This window comes from Campylobacter sp. RM16188 (assembly GCF_012978795.1).
In the GTDB taxonomy this organism is placed as follows: Bacteria; Campylobacterota; Campylobacteria; order Campylobacterales; family Campylobacteraceae; genus Campylobacter_A; species Campylobacter_A canis.
In genome coordinates this window covers 1-19,565 of the sequence record NZ_LIWQ01000015.1, presented here as the reverse complement: position 1 = coordinate 19,565, position 19,565 = coordinate 1, and the positions used below count along the sequence as shown (strand labels likewise).

At 37.3% G+C, this 19,565-nt stretch carries 17 protein-coding genes; 11 read left to right on the top strand and 6 right to left on the bottom strand.

The window, feature by feature from the left end:
• Nucleotides 1–46: 46 nt before the first annotated feature.
• The gene (locus CDOM16188_RS09145; protein ID WP_172201579.1) at nucleotides 47–2,623 is read right to left on the bottom strand and encodes an ATP-dependent Clp protease ATP-binding subunit; all 2,577 of its coding nucleotides are present in this window, start codon (nucleotides 2,621–2,623) and stop codon (nucleotides 47–49) included.
• 306 nt (nucleotides 2,624–2,929) lie between these two features.
• Here CDOM16188_RS09145 and CDOM16188_RS09140 point away from each other — a divergent pair, with 306 nt between their 5' ends.
• The 9 genes from CDOM16188_RS09140 (at nucleotide 2,930) to CDOM16188_RS11445 (ending at nucleotide 12,561) form a co-directional block, all read left to right on the top strand.
• Nucleotides 2,930–4,249, top strand: a complete 1,320-nt coding sequence (locus tag CDOM16188_RS09140) for a S41 family peptidase (protein WP_172201577.1) — start codon at nucleotides 2,930–2,932, stop codon at nucleotides 4,247–4,249.
• Between the two features lie 12 nt (nucleotides 4,250–4,261).
• Entirely contained in the window at nucleotides 4,262–4,972 is a 711-nt protein-coding gene (gene purC / locus CDOM16188_RS09135) for a phosphoribosylaminoimidazolesuccinocarboxamide synthase (RefSeq protein ID WP_172201575.1), read from the top strand.
• An 8-nt stretch (nucleotides 4,973–4,980) separates the two neighbouring features.
• Nucleotides 4,981–5,217 carry a phosphoribosylformylglycinamidine synthase subunit PurS gene (gene purS / locus CDOM16188_RS09130; RefSeq protein WP_169940805.1) on the top strand — a complete coding sequence of 79 codons (237 nt, stop codon included), beginning with the start codon at nucleotides 4,981–4,983 and terminating at the stop codon, nucleotides 5,215–5,217.
• The gene (purQ, locus tag CDOM16188_RS09125; protein ID WP_172201573.1) at nucleotides 5,214–5,879 is read left to right on the top strand and encodes a phosphoribosylformylglycinamidine synthase subunit PurQ; all 666 of its coding nucleotides are present in this window, start codon (nucleotides 5,214–5,216) and stop codon (nucleotides 5,877–5,879) included. Before purS ends, purQ begins: the two co-directional genes overlap by 4 nt.
• Nucleotides 5,873–7,069 (top strand): SH3 domain-containing protein, encoded by a 1,197-nt coding sequence (locus CDOM16188_RS09120; RefSeq protein ID WP_172201571.1) that lies wholly within the window; start codon nucleotides 5,873–5,875, stop codon nucleotides 7,067–7,069. Before purQ ends, CDOM16188_RS09120 begins: the two co-directional genes overlap by 7 nt.
• Entirely contained in the window at nucleotides 7,050–7,745 is a 696-nt protein-coding gene (locus CDOM16188_RS09115) for a 1-acyl-sn-glycerol-3-phosphate acyltransferase (protein ID WP_172201569.1), read from the top strand. The genes CDOM16188_RS09120 and CDOM16188_RS09115 overlap by 20 nt, the downstream gene beginning before the upstream one ends.
• A 120-nt stretch (nucleotides 7,746–7,865) precedes the next feature.
• On the top strand, nucleotides 7,866–8,750 hold the full coding sequence (locus CDOM16188_RS09110) for a hypothetical protein (RefSeq protein WP_172201567.1): 885 nt from the start codon (nucleotides 7,866–7,868) through the stop codon (nucleotides 8,748–8,750).
• 179 nt (nucleotides 8,751–8,929) lie between these two features.
• The gene (htpG, locus tag CDOM16188_RS09105) at nucleotides 8,930–10,795 is read left to right on the top strand and encodes a molecular chaperone HtpG (RefSeq protein WP_172201565.1); all 1,866 of its coding nucleotides are present in this window, start codon (nucleotides 8,930–8,932) and stop codon (nucleotides 10,793–10,795) included.
• Between the two features lie 86 nt (nucleotides 10,796–10,881).
• Entirely contained in the window at nucleotides 10,882–12,561 is a 1,680-nt protein-coding gene (locus CDOM16188_RS11445) for a methyl-accepting chemotaxis protein (RefSeq protein WP_172201563.1), read from the top strand.
• Nucleotides 12,562–12,721: 160 nt separating this feature from the next.
• On the opposite strand, the gene CDOM16188_RS09095 is transcribed toward CDOM16188_RS11445, so the two are convergent.
• Both CDOM16188_RS09095 and CDOM16188_RS09090 read right to left on the bottom strand, forming a co-directional pair.
• On the bottom strand, nucleotides 12,722–13,090 hold the full coding sequence (locus CDOM16188_RS09095) for a rhodanese-like domain-containing protein (protein WP_367649348.1): 369 nt from the start codon (nucleotides 13,088–13,090) through the stop codon (nucleotides 12,722–12,724).
• Between the two features lie 9 nt (nucleotides 13,091–13,099).
• Nucleotides 13,100–15,136 carry an ATP-dependent helicase gene (locus tag CDOM16188_RS09090; protein ID WP_172201561.1) on the bottom strand — a complete coding sequence of 679 codons (2,037 nt, stop codon included), beginning with the start codon at nucleotides 15,134–15,136 and terminating at the stop codon, nucleotides 13,100–13,102.
• Between the two features lie 270 nt (nucleotides 15,137–15,406).
• On the opposite strand from CDOM16188_RS09090, the gene CDOM16188_RS09085 reads away from it, so the two are divergent.
• Nucleotides 15,407–16,567, top strand: coding sequence for an FtsW/RodA/SpoVE family cell cycle protein (locus CDOM16188_RS09085; RefSeq protein WP_172201559.1), 1,161 nt, complete (start codon nucleotides 15,407–15,409; stop codon nucleotides 16,565–16,567).
• Nucleotides 16,564–17,592, top strand: coding sequence for a UDP-N-acetylglucosamine--N-acetylmuramyl-(pentapeptide) pyrophosphoryl-undecaprenol N-acetylglucosamine transferase (locus CDOM16188_RS09080; RefSeq protein ID WP_172201557.1), 1,029 nt, complete (start codon nucleotides 16,564–16,566; stop codon nucleotides 17,590–17,592). Before CDOM16188_RS09085 ends, CDOM16188_RS09080 begins: the two co-directional genes overlap by 4 nt.
• Here CDOM16188_RS09080 and CDOM16188_RS09075 read toward each other — a convergent pair.
• The 3 genes from CDOM16188_RS09075 to CDOM16188_RS11215 form a co-directional block, all read right to left on the bottom strand.
• Nucleotides 17,570–18,310 carry an imidazole glycerol phosphate synthase gene (locus CDOM16188_RS09075; protein WP_169940787.1) on the bottom strand — a complete coding sequence of 247 codons (741 nt, stop codon included), beginning with the start codon at nucleotides 18,308–18,310 and terminating at the stop codon, nucleotides 17,570–17,572. The genes CDOM16188_RS09080 and CDOM16188_RS09075 overlap by 23 nt on opposite strands.
• Before the next feature lie 3 nt (nucleotides 18,311–18,313).
• Nucleotides 18,314–18,814, bottom strand: coding sequence for a PAS domain-containing protein (locus CDOM16188_RS09070; RefSeq protein ID WP_172201555.1), 501 nt, complete (start codon nucleotides 18,812–18,814; stop codon nucleotides 18,314–18,316).
• Between the two features lie 355 nt (nucleotides 18,815–19,169).
• Nucleotides 19,170–19,565 (bottom strand): hypothetical protein (locus tag CDOM16188_RS11215; protein WP_216656274.1); only part of this gene is annotated, 396 nt, incomplete at its 5' end.

The window sequence follows — 19,565 nt, the reverse complement described above, 5'->3', positions numbered from 1 at the left end:
CAAAATAATAAAGAGTAAGTAAAGAGCCTTAAATAGGCTCTTTAAACTATCTTAAAACTTCTATGGATATATCTTCACTGCTTGAGTTTATCACGATCTCATCACCGCTTTCAAGCTCGTCTTTTAGTATCATATCGGCTAAACGATCTTCAACAAGCTCATAAAGTGCGCGTCTAAGCGGTCTAGCGCCATATACTATGTCAAATCCGGCTTTGGCTATAAATTTCTTAGCCTCTTCATTAATGCTAGCTTTAATGCCGCGATTTAGAAGCGTCCTTTCAAGCTCTTTAAACATAATTGCTACGATTTGAACCAAACCTTCTTCGCTTAGCGGATTAAAGATGATAGTATCATCAAGCCTGTTTAAAAATTCAGGCTTAAAGTAACTTTTCAGCTCGTTTTTAACTGCTTCTTCCCTCTCTTCGCCCCTTAAATCCATGATAAAATTTGAAGCGATGTTTGAGGTTAGGATAATGATTGTATTTTTAAAATCAACAGTCACACCCTTATTATCCGTCGCTCGCCCGTCATCCATAATTCCAAGCAGGATATTAAACACATCTTTATGCGCCTTTTCTATCTCGTCAAATAGTATCACGCTATAAGGACGCCTTCTAACGGCCTCGGTTAGCTGTCCGCCCTCATCATATCCTACATATCCCGGAGGCGCTCCAAGAAGCCTTGAGACGCTATGTTTTTCCATATATTCACTCATATCAAAGCGTATTAGAGCTCTTTCGTCATCAAACAAAAATTTAGCCAGAGCCTTAGCCGACTGGGTCTTGCCCACGCCTGTTGGACCAAGGAAAAGAAACGATCCTATCGGACGAGAGCCTTCATTAAGTCCCGCTTTATTTCGTTTGATAGCTCTTGCTAAAGCGTGAAGCGCAGGATCTTGTCCCACGACGCTATCTCTTAAGTGATCCTCTATCATCAGGTATTTTTGCTTCTCGCTCGTTAGCATCTTTGAAACCGAAATTCCCGTCCACTTGCTTAAAATTCCCGCAACAAGCTCTTCATCAACTTGATTTTTAAGCAACATGCCCGCCTTTTTCATCTCTTCCCACTTTATTTCAAGCTCTTTTTGGCGGTTTGAAGCGTCTAAAATTTTGCCGTATTCTATCTCGGCGGCCTTTTGAAGATCACCGTTTCTACGTGCTATCTCAGCCTCGTTTTTAAGAGTTTCTATCTCTTTTTTTGCATTTGAAATTCCGTTAAATACGCTCTTTTCATTTTCAAATTTCACTTCAAGAGCTTGCTTTTTCTCGTTTAAATCGGCGATTTCTTTCTCTATCTCTTTAAGGCGCTCTTCATTTTTAGTCTCATCTTCCATCTTAAGCGCCTCTTTTTCAACCTGCAAGGTAACTATCTCGCGCTTAATCTTAGCCAGCTCATAAGGCTCGCTTTCTATCTGCATCTTAAGCTCGGCAGCTGCCTCATCGATTAAATCTATCGCCTTATCGGGCAAAAAGCGGTTTGAGATATAGCGGTCGCTTAGCTTTGCAGCCGCTACCAAAGCGCTGTCGGTTATGCTTACGCTATGGTGAACCTCTAAACGCTCCTTTATACCGCGCAAAATTTGCAAGGCCTCATTTACGCTTGGCTCTTTTACGTCAATAGGCTGAAATCGGCGCTGAAGCGCGGCGTCTTTTTCAAAATATTTCCTATACTCTTTTAGTGTCGTTGCACCCACGGCATGCAGCTCTCCTCTTGCAAGTGCAGGCTTGAGGATGTTTGCCGCGTCCATACTCCCCTCGCTCGCTCCCGCACCGACGATAGTATGAATTTCATCGATAAAAAGTATGATATTTCCCGCGCTTTTTACCTCGTTTATGACAGCTTTTAGCCTATCTTCAAATTCACCCCTATACTTTGCGCCCGCAATAAGAGCGCTCATATCAAGCGCGATAACTCGCTTGTTCATAAGACTTACGGGAACGTCTTTTGAAACTATCTTTTGAGCTAGTCCTTCGACGATAGCCGTTTTTCCCACGCCCGGTTCACCTAAAAGGATAGGATTATTCTTGCTCTTTCTTATTAGAATTTGCATCATCCTAGTTATCTCTTCATCTCGTCCGATAACCGGATCAAGCTCGGCGTTTATAGCCTTTTTGGTTAGATCGATACCGAATTTTTCCAAACTATCAAGAGTTTCGTCGCTTGTTTGAGTGTCTATCTTGCGCCCTGCTCTAATGGCTTCTAAACTCTTTTTGATCTCAAGAACATCGGTAAATTTAGCTAAAATTTCTCTTATCTCTTTAAGCTCTAAAGCGGAAATTATCCAAGTATCAACGGCTATAAAGCTATCGCCCATACTTACCATAAGAGCTTTTGCACTCTCAAGCGAATTTAAAAGCTCGCGAGAAATTTGGATGTTTTCTTTGCTTACATTTGAGCTTGTCGCAAGGCTTGAAATTTTGCTTTTGACCTCTAAATCAACAGCATTTTTTGAGATCGACATCTGATTAAAGACTTGATTTAGTATGGAAGCCGAGTCCGTAACCAAACCCCAAAAAACATGCAAAGGCATAACTTGCGGATTTTTAGCGTGCAAAGCTAAACTTATACCGTTTTCAAGGGTTTCTTGCATCTGTGCAGTTAAGCTTTCACCTATGTTTGCCATTTTATCTCCTTATTTAGTTTTATATTATTTATATTATATAACTTTAGTGAAGTATTGTCAAGTTTCATTAGTGAATTTACTAAGTTTAATCTTTTAATATGTCAAATTTTAAGAGCTATTATGTTCAAATTTTAATAAATCATAAAAAATTTATTTTTGTATTTTGAGATAATTTTTAAAATCACTAAAAGCTAAATTTGGTGTGTATTTTCTTATTTTACTTAATACAATTTCTTTTAAATTTAGCCGATTTTTAGCCAAATTTCATTAAAATTAATCCCACTTAATAATGTATAGGAGAATTTTTTGAACAAGAAAAAACTTTTTTTTGCTTCAGGCTTTATCTCGACAGTTCTTGCAGCCGGCTTAATAACCATAAATTTAAACGCAAAAAACAACGAAGATGACGCAAGTGCTAGACTTGAAGCTTTATCAAAATTTACAAAAACAATATCAACCGTTGAAAAATACTATGTAGATGATATGAAATTCAAAGAGATCGTAGATAAGGCGATCGAAGGGCTTTTAAACAACCTTGATGCGCATTCTGGATTCTTAAACGAAAAAGCCTTTAAAGATATGCAGGTTCAAACAAACGGCGAATTTGGAGGACTTGGCATAACAGTCGGCATAAGAGACGGCGCACTTACGGTTATATCGCCTATTGAAGGCACTCCTGCGGATAAAGCGGGGGTAAAAAGCGGCGACATCATCTTAAGAATAGACGGAAACGCGACACTTGGAACAACTATAGAAGAGGCCGTTAATAAAATGCGCGGCAAACCAAAGACGCCAATTACTATAACGATAGTGCGAAAAGGCGAGCCAAAGCCGTTTGACGTAAAGCTAATCAGAGATATAATATCGGTAGAATCGGTATATGCCAAGATGATAGAAAATGAAAATATCTTATATCTTCGCGTTACAAATTTCGATAAGCACGTAACCCAAAAAGCCGAAGAATTTATTAAAAAATACCCAAAAGCGCAAGGCATAATTCTTGATCTTAGAAATAATCCGGGCGGACTTTTAAACCAAGCCGTAGGTCTTACGAATTTATTTATAGATAACGGCGTGATAGTATCTCAAAAAGGCAGAAACGCAAGCGAAAATTCAGAATACAAAGCCTCTAAAAGCAACAAAATAACAAACCTTCCGCTAGCTATCTTAGTAAACGGCGGAAGCGCAAGCGCAAGCGAGATCGTAAGCGGTTCTTTACAAGATCATAAGCGCGGTGTAGTTATCGGCGAAAAGACATTCGGTAAAGGAAGCGTGCAGATAATCCTTCCGGTAGATGACAAAGAGGCCATCCGTCTAACTATCGCAAGATACTATCTACCAAGCGGTCGCACTATACAAGCCGTAGGCGTAACGCCTGATCTTATCGTTCATCCGGGCAAAGTTCCGCTTGAGGACACTCACGCGTTTGCCATCAAAGAAAACGAGCTTAAAAAGCACCTTACAAATGAGCTTAGCAAGCTAGATGACGGCAAAAAAGATACAAATTCAACCGCCAAAAAAGACGAAAGCAAAGAGGATAAAACGACACTATCACAAGAAAAAGTAAATGAAGACTTGCAATTAAAATCAGCAATTGACGCTATAAAAGTTCTAAAATTCAAATAAGGAGACAAGCTTATGGAAAAACGAGAGTTGGTTTATGAAGGAAAAGGCAAAAGGATGTACGTAACCGATGATCCTGATCTTTTGATTGCCGAATTTAAAGACGATCTGACAGCTTTTAATGCAGAAAAAAAAGGCAATGAAGCAGGCAAGGGAGCGCTAAACAACAAAATTTCTACGCAAATTTTTGGACTTATTAAAGAAAAAGGCATAGCCACCCACCTTGTAAGAACCATAAGCGACACGGAACAACTTGTCAAAAAATGCCAAATCATACCGCTTGAAGTTGTAGTAAGAAACATCGCGACAGGCTCTCTTACCAAAAGACTAGCCATACCTGAAGGGACTGTTTTGCCTTTTGCTTTGGTTGAGCTATATTACAAAGACGACGCGCTGGGCGATCCTTTAGTAAATGACGAACACTGCCTTGCTATGGGACTTGTAAAGAGCGAAAACGATCTTGACAGACTTAAACATATCGGCAGAGAGATAAATTCCACTCTGTTTAAATTCTTTGCGGATAGAAATTTAAAGCTGGTTGATTTTAAAGTCGAATTTGGCGTAGACAAGGACGGAAATATCTTGCTTGCCGATGAAATAAGTCCTGATAGTTGCAGATTTTGGGATGCAACCACAAATGAAAAATTAGATAAAGATAGATTTAGACAGGATTTAGGAAGCGTAAAATTGGCTTACGAAGAAGTATTAAAAAGAATTTTATCTTAAGGGCAAAAATGAAAGCAGTAGTAAATGTATCGCTTAAAAACGGTGTCTTGGATCCTCAAGGAAAAGCGGTAGAACACGCGCTAGAATCACTAGGCTTTAGCGGGATTTCAAACGTTCGTATCGGCAAACAAATCGTACTTGATATTAACGCCTCATCATCGCAATCGGCAAAAAAAGAGCTTGAAAAGATGTGTGAAGAGTTGCTGGCAAATACCGTGATAGAAGATTACGAGATCATAGTATGAAAGTCGCCATAGTCTTATTTCCCGGAACAAACTGCGAAACGGATACCGAGTATGCTTTTGAAATTTTAGGATGCCAAACGGAGATAATTTGGCACAAGCAAGACGAGATAAATGCCGATCTTATAGTACTTCCGGGTGGCTTTAGCTACGGAGACTATCTTAGAACGGCAGCGATAGCTAAATTTTCTCCTGCCATGAAGGCCGTCTTAAAGCACGCTCAAAAAGGCGGATATGTCTTAGGAATTTGCAACGGCTTTCAAATGCTTTGCGAGCTAAAACTGCTTGCAGGCGCAATGAGAAGAAACGAAAATTTAAGCTTTATATCAAAGTATCATCATCTTAAAGTTGTAGCCAACTCAAATAAATTTCTTTCAAATTTAAAAGTCGGCGAGATAGTAAATGTCCCGTTAGCTCACGGAGAAGGGAACTTTTACACCGATGAAGATACTCTAAAAAGCATGTATGACAACGAACAAGTGCTTTTAAAATACTGCGACAAAGACGGCAAAGAGCTAAATCCAAACGGCTCGGTTGATGCGATAGCGGGAATTTGCGATAAAAGCAAAAGAATTTTCGGACTCATGCCTCATCCCGAGCGAGCTTGTGAGAAAATTTTAGGCACGGATGACGGGCTTAAGATGCTTAAAGGGCTAGTTTGCTAAGGCTTTTTACCGCTCTTTTTGTGGCTCTTTTTGCTTTAGCTCAAGAGCCAAGCGTCTTTGATATGATGAAAGAGGAGCGAAGCGATAAGGTTATAAAACATCCAAAAATTCCGGAAAACATCGCTCCTACCAATGAGCCTGAATTTAACCTAAAAGATACGCAAATTTATCAGCATGTAGAGCCAAATAAGCTCATTTTAAAACCTTCAGGTATGCCAAAGCAAGCCTATGAAGGCGAGATTTTTAAATTTACTCTTACTGCCGATACTCAAGATAATATAACCGTTGATATCCAAACCGTAATAGAAGAGAGCGAAAGCATCAAATGGCTAAATCCGAATTTGCAATGGGAGCATAGCGGAAACGGAGTATATAAGAGCGAAATTTATCTAGAAGCAAACTCCTCAAAACCTCAAAACCCTAAAATCACCCTTAATCTAAAAAGAAACGGTGAGTTTTTTCAAACTGCAAGCACAATCGTTACTCTGCCTAAATTTAACGAGGTAAAGGGCGATGAGAAATTTAGCCATGTGGTAGCCGATCTTCTTGAAGTAAAAAAGCATAAAACGAGTAAATTTGACGATAAAAACCTCATAATGGTCGTAGAGATAAGCTCTAAAAACGGCAATATAGCCGACTTTTATATGAACGATAAGGGCATTATCAAACAAGGGGTTGACTCTATAAGCGGGAATTTAACCTCTCAAAACGGATATTATTTTGCCGTATTTGAGCCGACAAGAGAGAATTTTGATTTTAATTACTTTAGCCTTAAAGAGAAAAAATTTATCAGCTTTTCGCTTCCTATCTTGGTTGAAGATGACGAGATTAGCACTCAAATAGGACTAAATCCAAAGCAAAGCAAGTTTGAAAATTATAAAAACATAGCAGGCTATACCCTGCTTGCGGTTTCTTTTGTGATGTTTTTAATCAAAAAAAGCTACATATACCTAATCGCGACTCTCATTTTTGGCTCTTACGGACTATACACCTACAATCCGTTTGGAAGTGCGACTCTAAAAGAAAATATCAATGTAAAAATTTTGCCTACTCAAAATTCAACCGTTTTTCACACTACCAAAGAGCAGCAAAAAGTTGAAATTTTAGGCGAGAGAGAGGAGTATAAAAAGGTGCTTATGCAAGATGGTAAGATAGGATGGGTTCTAAAAGATGATCTTTTCAAGAATTAAAGCGGCATTTTTCGCCGTTACTTTTATCCTATCTGTCTTTTGGGTGGTCTTTTCTATGTGGGCTTTTAATAAGCACAACCGCCCTATCAGACGAATTTGGGGAAAATTTCAAAGGCTCTGCGGAGGATACTCGCTAAAGATAGAAGGCGAATTTAACGATGAAGCCAATATGATAATAATGAATCACCAAAGCATGCTTGATATCATCGTCTTAGAAGAGGTTCATCCTAAAAACATCTGCTGGCTTGCAAAAAAAGAGATCAAAAAAATCCCTATCATAGGTAAGATAATCGACATCCCAAAGATGATTGCAGTAGATCGCGAGAGCAAACATGCACTTGTAAAAATCGTAAAAGAGGCGGAAGATAGGGTGCAAAACGGACGAGTCTTGGCGATATTTCCCGAAGGCACTCGCTCTCGCACAAACAAACTTTTGCCGTTTAAAGGCGGAGCAAAAATCATCGGCGACAAGCTAAATTTAAAGATACAACCTATCGTACTTGTAGGTACGGATATCCTTGACGTTACGAATTTCAGCTTTAAAAACGGCGAAGTGAAGATCATCTGCCTTGATTTAATAGATACAAGCGACAAAAACTGGCTTGAAAACGCCAGGGAAAAGATGCAAGAGGTTTATGATGCCGAGCTTAAATCAAGACAAAACGCCAAAAAATAAGCTTATTTATCATTGGCGCCATATCTATTTTACGTTTTAATCTGCTCAAGCGGCTTACTCTCTTAATCTAGTGATTTAAATCAGATGTCAAATTTGAACCTAGCTTAAAAAAGGAAAAACATGAAAAAGATTTTTGCCGTTTTAGCCTTTATATTTACACTCTCTTCTGGTTATGAGTTAAATTTTGAAAAATTTTATGATGAAAACATCACAAATGAGCAGGTAGATAAGTATCTTGATGATATGCTTGTAGCCTTAGAGAAAAATCCAAATTTGATAAATAAAGAAACAAATGAATACAACGAACGAATTTTTTCATTTTTCATTATAAATAGCAAAGTCGGAAATACAGGCAAATTTGACTTTGACCGCATAGAAAAAGTTCTTAGCTTTAAGCCTGACCTAAACTACAATATATACGGCATAAACAATTCTTTTCCGCTTCATATGGCTATTGCTTTAGGTTTTGATCATGAGATCAAAAGCAGTATAAGCGAGGATGAAATTTTAAAGTTAGTTAAAGTCTTAGTTAAACATGGAGCCGATATAAACGCCAAAGAGCTTTTAGCGATGGCTTACTCAGTTAACAAATTTGAAATTTTTAGATACCTTATTGATAGTGGAGCAAAAGATACTGCTAGAATTATACTTTCTATAGCTGCCGATACAGCCATATTTATAGGGCAAAACAACTTTAATATCCATAGAGACAAATTAGAAAACGGTAAAGAAAGAGAGTTTGCAAAAACACAAAAATTTGATAAATTTTATAAAGAGAGGATTAGATTTTTAGAAGAAATTCTAAAATTTCAAGAGTTAAAAGAAATAGACTCAAAAGAGATAGAGCTTTTTATCCTCGTAAATGTAATATTAGATAACGATAGAGCCATTAAACTTTTACTACGGCACAGGCTTTGCGAGCTTGAAAATAGCTGCAAATTTTTAAAAGAGCAAGCAAAAATCTATGGCAGTAAAGAAATATTAAATCTGCTAAAAACAAATTAGCCAAATTTTATACAGTTTTAAACGATATCATTTGTATGTGAATTTGATTTTTACTCCTTTTGGTTTTTAAAATTTCACTCAAACTTGATACTATCTATATCAAGTTTATTATATTTATCTTGAAAATATTAGCAATTTGTAGTATAATCTGCTAAAAATTTTAAAACAAAAGGAAAAATATGCCAAAAAAAGCAGACAAATTTGAATTTCAAACAGAAGTAAGTCAGCTCCTTGATCTTATGATTCACTCTCTATACTCGAACAAGGAAATTTTCTTAAGAGAGCTTGTATCAAACGCTTCAGACGCGCTTGATAAACTAAATTATCTATCTTTAACCGATGAAAAATATAAAGCCCTAAGCTATACGCCAAGGATAGATATAAGCTTTGATAAAGACAAAAAGACGCTAACTATCAGCGATAACGGTATCGGAATGGACAAGGAAGATCTAATCAATAATCTAGGCACCATCGCAAGAAGCGGCACAAAGAACTTTTTAAAAGAGCTTAGCGATAAAGCGAAAAAGGATAGCTCTCTTATAGGTCAGTTTGGAGTGGGCTTTTACTCGGCATTTATGGTTGCGGACAAGATAGAGGTTTTAAGCAAGAAGGCGCTTGAGGAAGAAGCGTTTTTATGGAGTTCTGATGCAAAAAGCTACGAGATAAAAGAGGCTAAAAAAGAAAGTCACGGCACAACCATAACTCTACATCTTAAAGATGATGAATTTAGCAATATCTATAGAATAGAAAATATCATCAAGAAGTATTCAAACCACATCCCTTATCCGATATTTGCCGATAAAGAAGAGTATATACCGCCAAAAGAAGGAGAAAAAGAAGGAAGCTATGAAAGCAAAAACACGCAGATAAACAAGGCTTCTGCTCTTTGGAGAATAAATAAAACTAGCATAAAAGCTGGTGAATACAATGACTTTTACAAACAAATCAGCCACGACGAGACTGATCCGCTGCTTCATATACACACTAAAGCCGAAGGTAAGATCGAATACAGCACACTATTTTACATCCCTGCGACTGAGCCGTTTGATCTGTTTCGCGTTGATTATCAAAGTGGCGTGAAGCTATATGTCAAGTGCGTTTTTATAAGCGATGACGCCAAAGAACTTCTGCCTCCTTACTTGAGATTTGTGCGCGGAATTATCGATGTAGAGGATCTGCCGCTAAACGTAAGCCGTGAAATTTTACAAGAAAATGCGATAATGAGAAACGTAAAAGAGCAAAGCGTAAAGAAAATTTTGAGCGAGCTTTCCAAACTCAAAGATAAAGATAGAGAAAAATACGTAAAATTTTACGCAATGTTTGGCAAAGTGCTTAAAGAAGGGCTATACGGATTTGGCAACGACAAAGAGCAAATTTTAGATCTGTGCTTGTTTAAATCAAGCAAACGTGATGGGCTAATCAGCCTTAAAGAGTATAAAGAGGCGATGAACGCAGATCAAAAAAGAATTTACTACATAAGCGGCAACAACGAATCTATGCTTAAAAATTCTCCTTTACTAGAGAGCTTTAAGAAAAAAGGCATAGAAGTACTTATAATGGACGAAGAGATCGACACTATCGTTATGCCTATGGTAAATGAATTTGACAAAACCGCTATCAAATCTATCACTCATTCTGACGTAGATAGCGAGATAAAAGATGATAGTAAAGCTATGGACGAGAGTAAGCACGCGGGAATTTTAGCCAAGATGCGCGAAATTTTAAAAGATGAGGTAAAAGATGTAAAGCTTAGCTCGCGCCTTAGCGAATCGGCAGCCGTTTTAGTCTATGACAAGAACGATCCTGATTTTGCTATGCAGACCATCTTAAAACAAATGGGACAGTCAAATATACCAAATGCAAAGCCTATACTTGAGATAAATCCAGATCATGAAATTTTTGAAAAACTATCCGCAAATGAATTAATGGTGCATGATGTTTCAAATTTGTTGCTTAATATGGCAAAACTAAATGAGGGAATGAGCCTAGAAAATCCGTCCGAATTTAGTAAGAGTTTGATTAAAATAATATTAAAGGCTTTATAAAAAGTTATAATTTTATAATACTTTAAAATCAAAAAAAATATAATTACAAAACCTAAATTTGACGCGGAGTAAGGGGATTGCGCTCAATGACTAAGATAGTTTATTCGAAAAATTTTCAGAGAGTTGTTACTCTTTTTTGCATAGGTTTTATAGTTGCGCTTGGTTGTGTCTTTTTAAAAATGCAAGAGACATCAGCCAAGCTTACAAATTCTTCAAACAAACAGCTTATTTCATACAAACTAGCCGATGAACTGCGTCAAAGCTCGGATGATTTAACCAAATTTGTTAGATTATTCGTCGCTACAAACGGTAACGAAATATATGAAAAAGAGTATAACAAAGTCCTAGATATCAGAAACGGCAAAATCCCTCGCATAGATACAAATGAAAAAATACCACTAAAAGAACTTATGAAAAAAGAGGGTTTTAGCGATAGTGAGTTTAAAAAACTAGAAGACGCCGAAAATAGATCCCTCGATCTGGCAAAGCTTGAATTTGAAGCTATGGATATGATTAAGTCCGCTTCATTGCTTCACTATAATCAAAGCGAAACAAAAGAAAAAGCGATGAATTTAGTCTTTGGCGACAGCTATAATAGCTACAAAGCAAACATTATGCAGCCCATAAATGAGTTTTTTACTATGGTTGAAAATAGAACCGCAAACGAATTTAGCATATACAGACATAAGCTTGATAGTATGCAAAATATCTTTTTAATTCTTTCTGCGGTAGTAATTCTAACGATATTTTTCTTTGCATACCTTAGCACAAAGGTTACCGAAGGAATTTTAGGAGCAAAGCCTGCTCGCATCGAAAGTATTATGAAAGAAATTTCAAGCGGAAATTTAGCGGTAGAAATTAGCACCGATTTTAAAAATAGTGCCTTAGGACTTTTAAAAATAGCTACGAGCAACTTAAAAAGCTTGATATCTGAAGCCAAAAATTTATCAACTGAAAATTCATCAGTCGCCTACGAGCTATCGGCGACATCTTTGCAAACTGGACAAAACGTAGAAAAATCCTTGATAACAACAAATGAAACTACCGCAAAAGCTTCTTTAATCAAAGATCAGATAAAAACCTCCATAGAAGAGGCAAAACAGAGCAAAAGCGATATGCAAAACGCCATAAACCAGATCGATACGGCAAACGAAGCCATATCTCGCCTAAGCGATAAAATAAGCTCAAGCGTTCAAACCGAACTTGCGCTGGCAAATAAAATTTCAGAGCTAAACAAAGACGCCGAGCAGGTTAGAAATATACTATCGGTTATAGATGAGATCGCCGATCAGACGAATTTACTCGCTCTTAATGCCGCCATTGAGGCCGCTCGAGCAGGAGAACACGGAAGAGGATTTGCCGTAGTTGCCGATGAGGTAAGAACTCTTGCGGAAAGAACTCAAAATTCACTCATCGAGATAAATTCGACCATAAATGTCATAGTAGGAGCAATATCTGATTCAAGCGCGCAGATGAATTTAAACTCAAAGCAGATCAGTGAGCTAACTTCGGTTGTCGATGAGGTTAAAGGCAAGATAGTTTCTATGAACGAAAGCATCAAAAAAGCCGTTTTGATGTCAGATAAAGCAGTTGAAGATTATATCAAAACGGGCCAAGACGTAAATGCGATCTTGCAAGGCATGTCAGATATAGCCGAATGCTCCGCTCAAAATGCAAAAAGCGTTGAAGAAATCGCAAGTACAACCGAGCATTTAAGCAAAATGACCGAAACGCTAAACAACAAGCTATCTAAATTTAACACTTAGTTTTTATAGCCTAGCGTAGTTAAATTTACAATATTTATTGCTTAATCGCTAATTAAAATTTTATATGTCTATCAAGCCAAGTGTTCATAAATTTAGCTTTTAAAAAGCGAATTTATGAACTTATATTATTCAACTCAAAAGCACTTATTTAGTTTTAAACTTACTGATTTTTTATCTCTTGCGTTTCATAACCTTCAAACAATAGCTTTGACATACCGCCGCTTAAATTTATAATCTCTTTAAAAAGTCCGCTTGAAGCTAAAATTTCAGCCCCCATCAGACTTCGCACTCCTCTTCTACAAATAAGCGCCACGGGTTTATTTACATCCACAACGGCTAAAATTTCTTCTAAAAATTTTGGATTAAAGACTCTGTCGTTATCGTAAAAATACACTAGCTTAGCACCCTTGATAACGCCTGTTTCATTCCACTCGTAAGGAGTTCTTGTGTCGATTAACTGCTCAAAATTTTCGGCATTTTGCTTTGTGATCTCTATACTTTTTATCTCGTTAAAATTTATCTTTGGCACAATATTTCCTTAAATTTCACTCTTCGCCATCCCCGCCTCTACCAAAAAACAGCTTGGATGATAGTTATTTTTTTTAATTTTATCGTATTTTGCATAACTTAAAAAAAGCTCATCTCTAGCCCTCGTAACAGCTACATAAAACAGCCTTCGCTCCTCTTCCAAGCTTCCGCCCATACTCATAAGCTTTAAATTCGGAAAGCGATTTTGCGCAAGATCCACGATAAAAACCTGCTCAAACTCAAGCCCTTTACTCGCATGCACGCTTAAAAGATTTACCCCTTCGCCACTACTCATCTCGTTACTGCCTAGTGTGATGAAGTTATAGAAATTCTGCGCTTCGGAGTAGTTTTTAGACAGTTCGCTTAGCACCTCGGTCTTTGCCATTATCCGTTCTTTGGCCTCTTGCTTAACGCTTTCATCTACATTGCCGTTTTTCATAGTGGCACGCTTGGTTGCTAAATTTTCAGCCACAAGAGCGTAAATTTTGCTTGTTTTTATCTCATTTATCAAAGAATTTGGTCTGGTAAGCCTTTTTGCTCTAATTAAAAAGTTATAAATTTCATACAAAAACGTCGCCCCGCTCTCGCTTAATTTTTGCATTTTAAGTATCGGGTGAGCAAAAAATTTCTCGCTAAAACCAAGCTTAGAAAATCTTGACATCTCGCCGATCTCATCGATCTCATCAAAAAGACCAAGCTGATAGTTTCGCATCTTTTTTTCAAATAAATTCACGCTATCGTCAGGATTTAACAATCCCTCAACCGCGCTTCCGTGTCCAAGCTTAACTAAGGCATCAAAAATTTCCTTGCTAAGTGCGGCGCCGACTCCTTTTGCGTATTCAAAGATGTGGATAAACGCCATGATATCTTTTGGATTTATGATAATACCCATAAGTTCCATAAGTGCTTTTATCTCTCTACTTTCAAAAAAGCTTATCCCGCCTTTACGCTTGGAATTTATCCCACGCTCTCTAAGTGCGACTTCAAGACCGTCGGCGCTTGAGTTGTTGCGAAAAATGATAGCGATATCCTCGTGCTTAAATTTTGAGTTTGATATTATTTCGGCGATATTTGAGTACTGATCAAAAAGCTCTTCATAAACCAGTAGGCGCGGAGGTGCAAATTTCTTATCATCTCTACTTACGATCAGCTTTTTTTCATACAAGCGCGGGTTGTTTGAGATGACTTTATTGGCAAGTGCAAGTATGCTTGAACTGCTTCGATAATTCGTATTTAGCGCATAAATTTTAGCGTTTAAGAAGCGATCCTTAAAAGAGCCGATTATCTCGATATTTGCTCCGTTAAAAGCATAAATGCTTTGATCAAAATCACCGACGCAAAATAAGCTTTTGGTGTTAAACGCTTCAATGAGCGAGCCTTGTAAGGTGTTGGTATCTTGATACTCATCGACTAAAATTTCATCAAAACTTAACGGGGCTCCCTTTTTAAGCTCTTTTCTCATCTTTATAAGCAGATCGTTAAAGTCCGCGTAACCAAATTTGGCCTTTTCTTCTTCAAATTCCCTTAAAACATCTTCGTAAATTTCAGAATATACGGCTTGTTCGTCATTTCGCTCTTTTAACCAGTCGGAGAAATTACCGTCTATGACGGAATTTTGAAATAGCGAATAAAGATCGTAAAGATAGGCTCCGCCGTAAGCCTTGATATCGCTTAAATGATAAAATTTACGCCTATCCACAAGGCTTTTAAGAAGCGTTTTTAGTTCGCTTGGCTGCTTTAGAGTTACGCCCTTATCAAGCGATTTTAAAAGAGAATAGGATACCGAATGAAACGTCCCTGCGGTAATCTTAGAAGTAATTTTTTTATCAAAATACCTATTTAAACGCTCTATCATCTCGCTTGAAGCTTTATTTGTAAATGTTAGCAAAAGTATCTTTTCCGCCTTAACGCCCAAATTTAGCAAGTGAGCTATGCGCGCTACGATGGTAGATGTCTTGCCTGTGCCTGCGCTTGCTATTACTAGATTGTGTCCGGCCGGAGCGGTAGCGGCGGCGTATTGTTCGGTATTTAGTCTTGAAAGGGGCATATAAATCTCTCTTTTAAAAAGACGTGATTATACGATAAGTTAAATTTGAAGTTAATAAATTTAATAGGCTTTTGTGAATCTAAATTTTAAATTAGCACGAATTTGCAATACAGCAAAAACAAATTTCAGCTTTAAATTTTATAAATTTTACATATCCATTTTGCTTTATAAATTTAACCTTAATAATCTCAAATTTCTGATACAAATTAACATCTTTGTAAGTAAATTTTAAGTAAAATCAAAGCCCAATTCAAAAAGCGGAGAGAGATTTTGCAAGTAGATCGACAGATATTTTACGCCTGTGTAGCGCTTATTGCCATAGGCATTATCTTTTCGCTATCTTTGCCTGTTTTTGCGGTACTTTACTTCAACTACGAAACATATCATTTTTTTATCAGACAGCTTGCGGTAGGTGCATTGGGGATATTTTTGATGTGGAGTATATCGCTACTTAATCCTGACAAAGCGCTTGTTTGGATAGGGTTTGCTCTTTTTATCGTTTGCGGACTATCAATGGGGCTTATGCACGCACTTCCAAGCTCGATGGTAACAGATGCCGGAGGTGCTAAACGCTGGATACGCTTGCCCGGTTTTTCACTAGCTCCGGTTGAGTTTTTTAAAATCGGATTTGTGTATTTTTTAGCGTGGAGCTTTGCAAGAAAGATAGATGACAGCAAAAAGAGCCTAAAAGAGGAATTTAAGCTTATCCTGCCTTACGCCTTTTTGTTTTTGATCGTGGTTTATCTTATAGCCGTGTTGCAAAACGACCTTGGGCAAGTGGTGGTTTTAGCTCTTACTCTTATCATGATGGCGTTTTTTGCGGGCACAAGCCTAAGGCTGTTTGGACTTGGTGCGATAGCCGCAATAGCGCTTGCAACTCTTGCCATAGCAACCTCTGAGCATAGAATTTTACGTATCAAATCATGGTGGGGCACGATACAAAACATGGTCTTATCAATGCTTCCTGAGAATTTAGCAAACGCTCTAAGAGTAGCTGATGCTCCCGAGCCTTATCAAATTTCACACTCGCTAAACGCTATAAAACACGGCGGATTTTTCGGTGAGGGGCTTGGCGCGGGAGTGTTTAAGCTTGGATTTTTAAGCGAGGTTCATACCGACTTCGTGCTAGCAGGTATAGCCGAAGAGATCGGGGTGCTTGGCGTATCGGCAATTACTTTTATAGTAATTTTTTTACTTTATAGAATTTTTAGAGTCTCTTCAAGAAGCGAAAACAAAGTATATCACCTATTTAGCCTAGGTATCGGGCTTCTTATCTCCCTTTCGTTTCTAATGAACTCCTACGGCATCACATCAATCACGCCGATAAAAGGAATCGCCGTGCCGTTTTTAAGCTATGGAGGAAGCTCCATACTTGCGCTTTGCATAGGTATAGGCATGGTGCTAATGGTAAGTAAAAGAGCAAAAGGATGATCATCATAAGCGGAGGCGGAACCGGCGGGCATTTGGCGATTGCTAAAAGTCTAAACGAAGAGCTTGTAAGAAGGGGTGAAAAGACTATGTTTATCGGCTCATCCAGCGGGCAAGATATGATGTGGTTTAAAGACGATGAGAATTTTGAAGATAAAATTTTCTTGCCAAGCAAAGGAGTAGTAAACAAAAGAGGCTTTAGCAAGCTTGCTTCGCTTGCAAATATACTTAATCTAGCCTTTAAATGCCGTAAAATTTTTAAAGAGGTCGGCGCTAAAGCCGTTATAAGCGTAGGTGGATATAGTGCGGCTCCTGCGGCATTTGCAGCGATTATCTCAAATTTGCCGCTTTTTATCCATGAGCAAAACGCCGTAACAGGCAAGCTTAATAAAATTTTAAAACCTTTTGCCAAAGGATTTTTTAGCTCTTACGAAGAAGTTAAATTCGACTACCCTATCGCAAGTAAATTTTTTGAAAAGTCAAGAGTTAGAAGCGAACTTAAAAACATAATCTTTCTAGGCGGCTCGCAAGGTGCGGCTGCTATAAACGAGCTTGCTTTAAATTTGGCTTTAGACTTAAAAAATATGGGTGTAAATATCATTCATCAATGCGGCAAAAACGGATTTAACGAGTTAAAAAAAGAATATCAAAAGCTAGAAGTTGAAGTTGATCTGTTTGAATTTAGCAAAGAGATAGAGGCAAAAATGAGCGCTGCCGATTTTGCCGTAAGCAGAGCCGGAGCAAGCACTCTATGGGAGCTTTGTGCAAGCGGTTTGCCGACGATATTTATCCCCTACCCTCACGCGGCTAAAAATCATCAATTTTACAACGCTAAGTTTTTGGTAGATCAAAATTTGGCTAAATTTTGCTTTCAAAAAGATGGCAAAATCTACAAAAATGAAATTTTAGATATTATAAGTTCAATAAATTTAGAAGAAATCTCAAGCCGATTAGGCGCTCAAATAAACCCCAACGGCTCTCAAAAAATAGTCGATGAAATTTTAGCTAAGATAACTTCTCGCCGATAGAATCGACCTTAAGTTCTTTTAGCTCATAGGTCAAATAATAATATATCAACTCATCGGTCTTTAAGCTCTCATCGCTAAATATCGGCTCTATCATAGATATAATCTTATCCGTCATTCCTGCGATCTCAACCAAAAGCAGCTCATCGTGTCGCTCCTTGGCAAGCTTGATACTATAAAGAAAAAATTTATAAAGCATCTTAAATTCTTTTAAGATTACATTGGATATCACTACGGCTCTAGTCTTAAGAGTCTCGTCAAGCTTCTTTTGAAATTCTATAAGCTCGGCTAAAGCGGTTTTGATCTTACGTCTTTGACCACCGTTTCTTGAAATCCAACGCTTTGAGTCCTCTTTGAGCAAATTTCCATACTCTACCGTTAAAACGCCGATTATAAATTTTATATTTTTACAAGCTTTTGCAAGCATATCACTAACCTCTAAGCTTACGCCTTTTTTTTCGGTTTTTATAGAAATTTTTCTAATTATCTGATCAAGATATATGCTTATGTTTTTATAATAATCCTCATTGTCAAAGACATTTTTAAAATACATACTATCCTTGCGCTCATCCAAGATATCGTGCTTCTTGATAGACTCAACCAAGGAGCTAAATTCAGCGACACTGATATTTATAGACTCATCTTCTATCTTAGTTTGACAAAGCGCCTCAATCTCGTTTTTTATCTCTTTTATATCTTTAAAAATTGAAGAATAATCCATCTTTTATCCACGTTGCAACTTATGAACCAACTCGTCATAAGTCGTATTGTTTTCTTTTAAGATTTTTTCAAGCAACTTGCTTGAAGCATCCATCCCACCGCTCTTTTCAGCCTCTAAAAGCTGCTTATAAACGCCTTCTATAAATTTTACGGCATTTTCATTCGGTCTTCTTCTTACCGAGTGATATCCCACGATATTGCCTTGAGCGTCCAAAGAGGCTGTAACATTTGCAAAAACCCAGTAAAATCCGCCGTCGAAACTTTTGTTTTTTACAAAGGCGAAAATCTCTTGTTTAGCCTTAATTCTATCCCACAAAAGCTTAAAAACCACTCTTGGCATATCGGGATGACGTATGATATTGTGAGGTTTGCCAAGAAGATCGGATGCCTTTGCTCCGACTATGCGTAAAAACGGCTCATTACAATAAGTAATTTTACCCTTTGTGTCAGTCTTTGAAACGATAAATTCATTCTCTTTTACAAAGTACTGTTTTTCTGCGCCCATGCTATCAAAAACTCCTTAAAATCACATCTAATAATCAGCGTATAATATAAAATTTCAAACTTTAGCAGTTTTGCGTAATTTTAATGTAAATTCCCAAACAAATTCAGTCGCCGATATCTATGTATATATTGTAGAATATAAAAAATAAAATATAGATATAATTTTTAAGATTTTTATAGATATTTTTAAAATTTATTTATATTTTTACAAAAAAGTATAGATTATATGATTTGCTAGAATAGATTCAATACAGCTTGATTCTTAAGTTAAATTTAAAAATCTTTTAAAAAACTAAAATTTTTTATTAAATTTTATAGCCAAAGTTATATTGTTTAAACAAAATCCACTTATAGCTTTACCACTTTCCGCTAGCTCCGCCACCACCGAAGCTTCCGCCTCCGCCACTAAAGCCGCCACCCGAAGAGCCTCTTGATCCACCGCCGCTTGAACCGCTGTAAAAACCACCTCCAAAACTGCCTTTAGATCTTCTTTTTTTGGCGCCATTCATCTTTTTAACCATAGGATAAAATAGTATAAAAAAAGCTGCGAGCAATAAAAAAGATACTAAAGCCACATCGCCTTTTAAAAAAATATCTAAAAAAGAGGATGAAAAAATACCTGCAAATGCAGACATAAAAGAAGTTAATCCAAAGTCTTTTAAAAATTTAAATTTAAAAATAACGCCTATAAAAAGCAAGACAAATCCACCAACCACCATAATACTAGTAAAGTTAAAAAAAGCATCCATCCT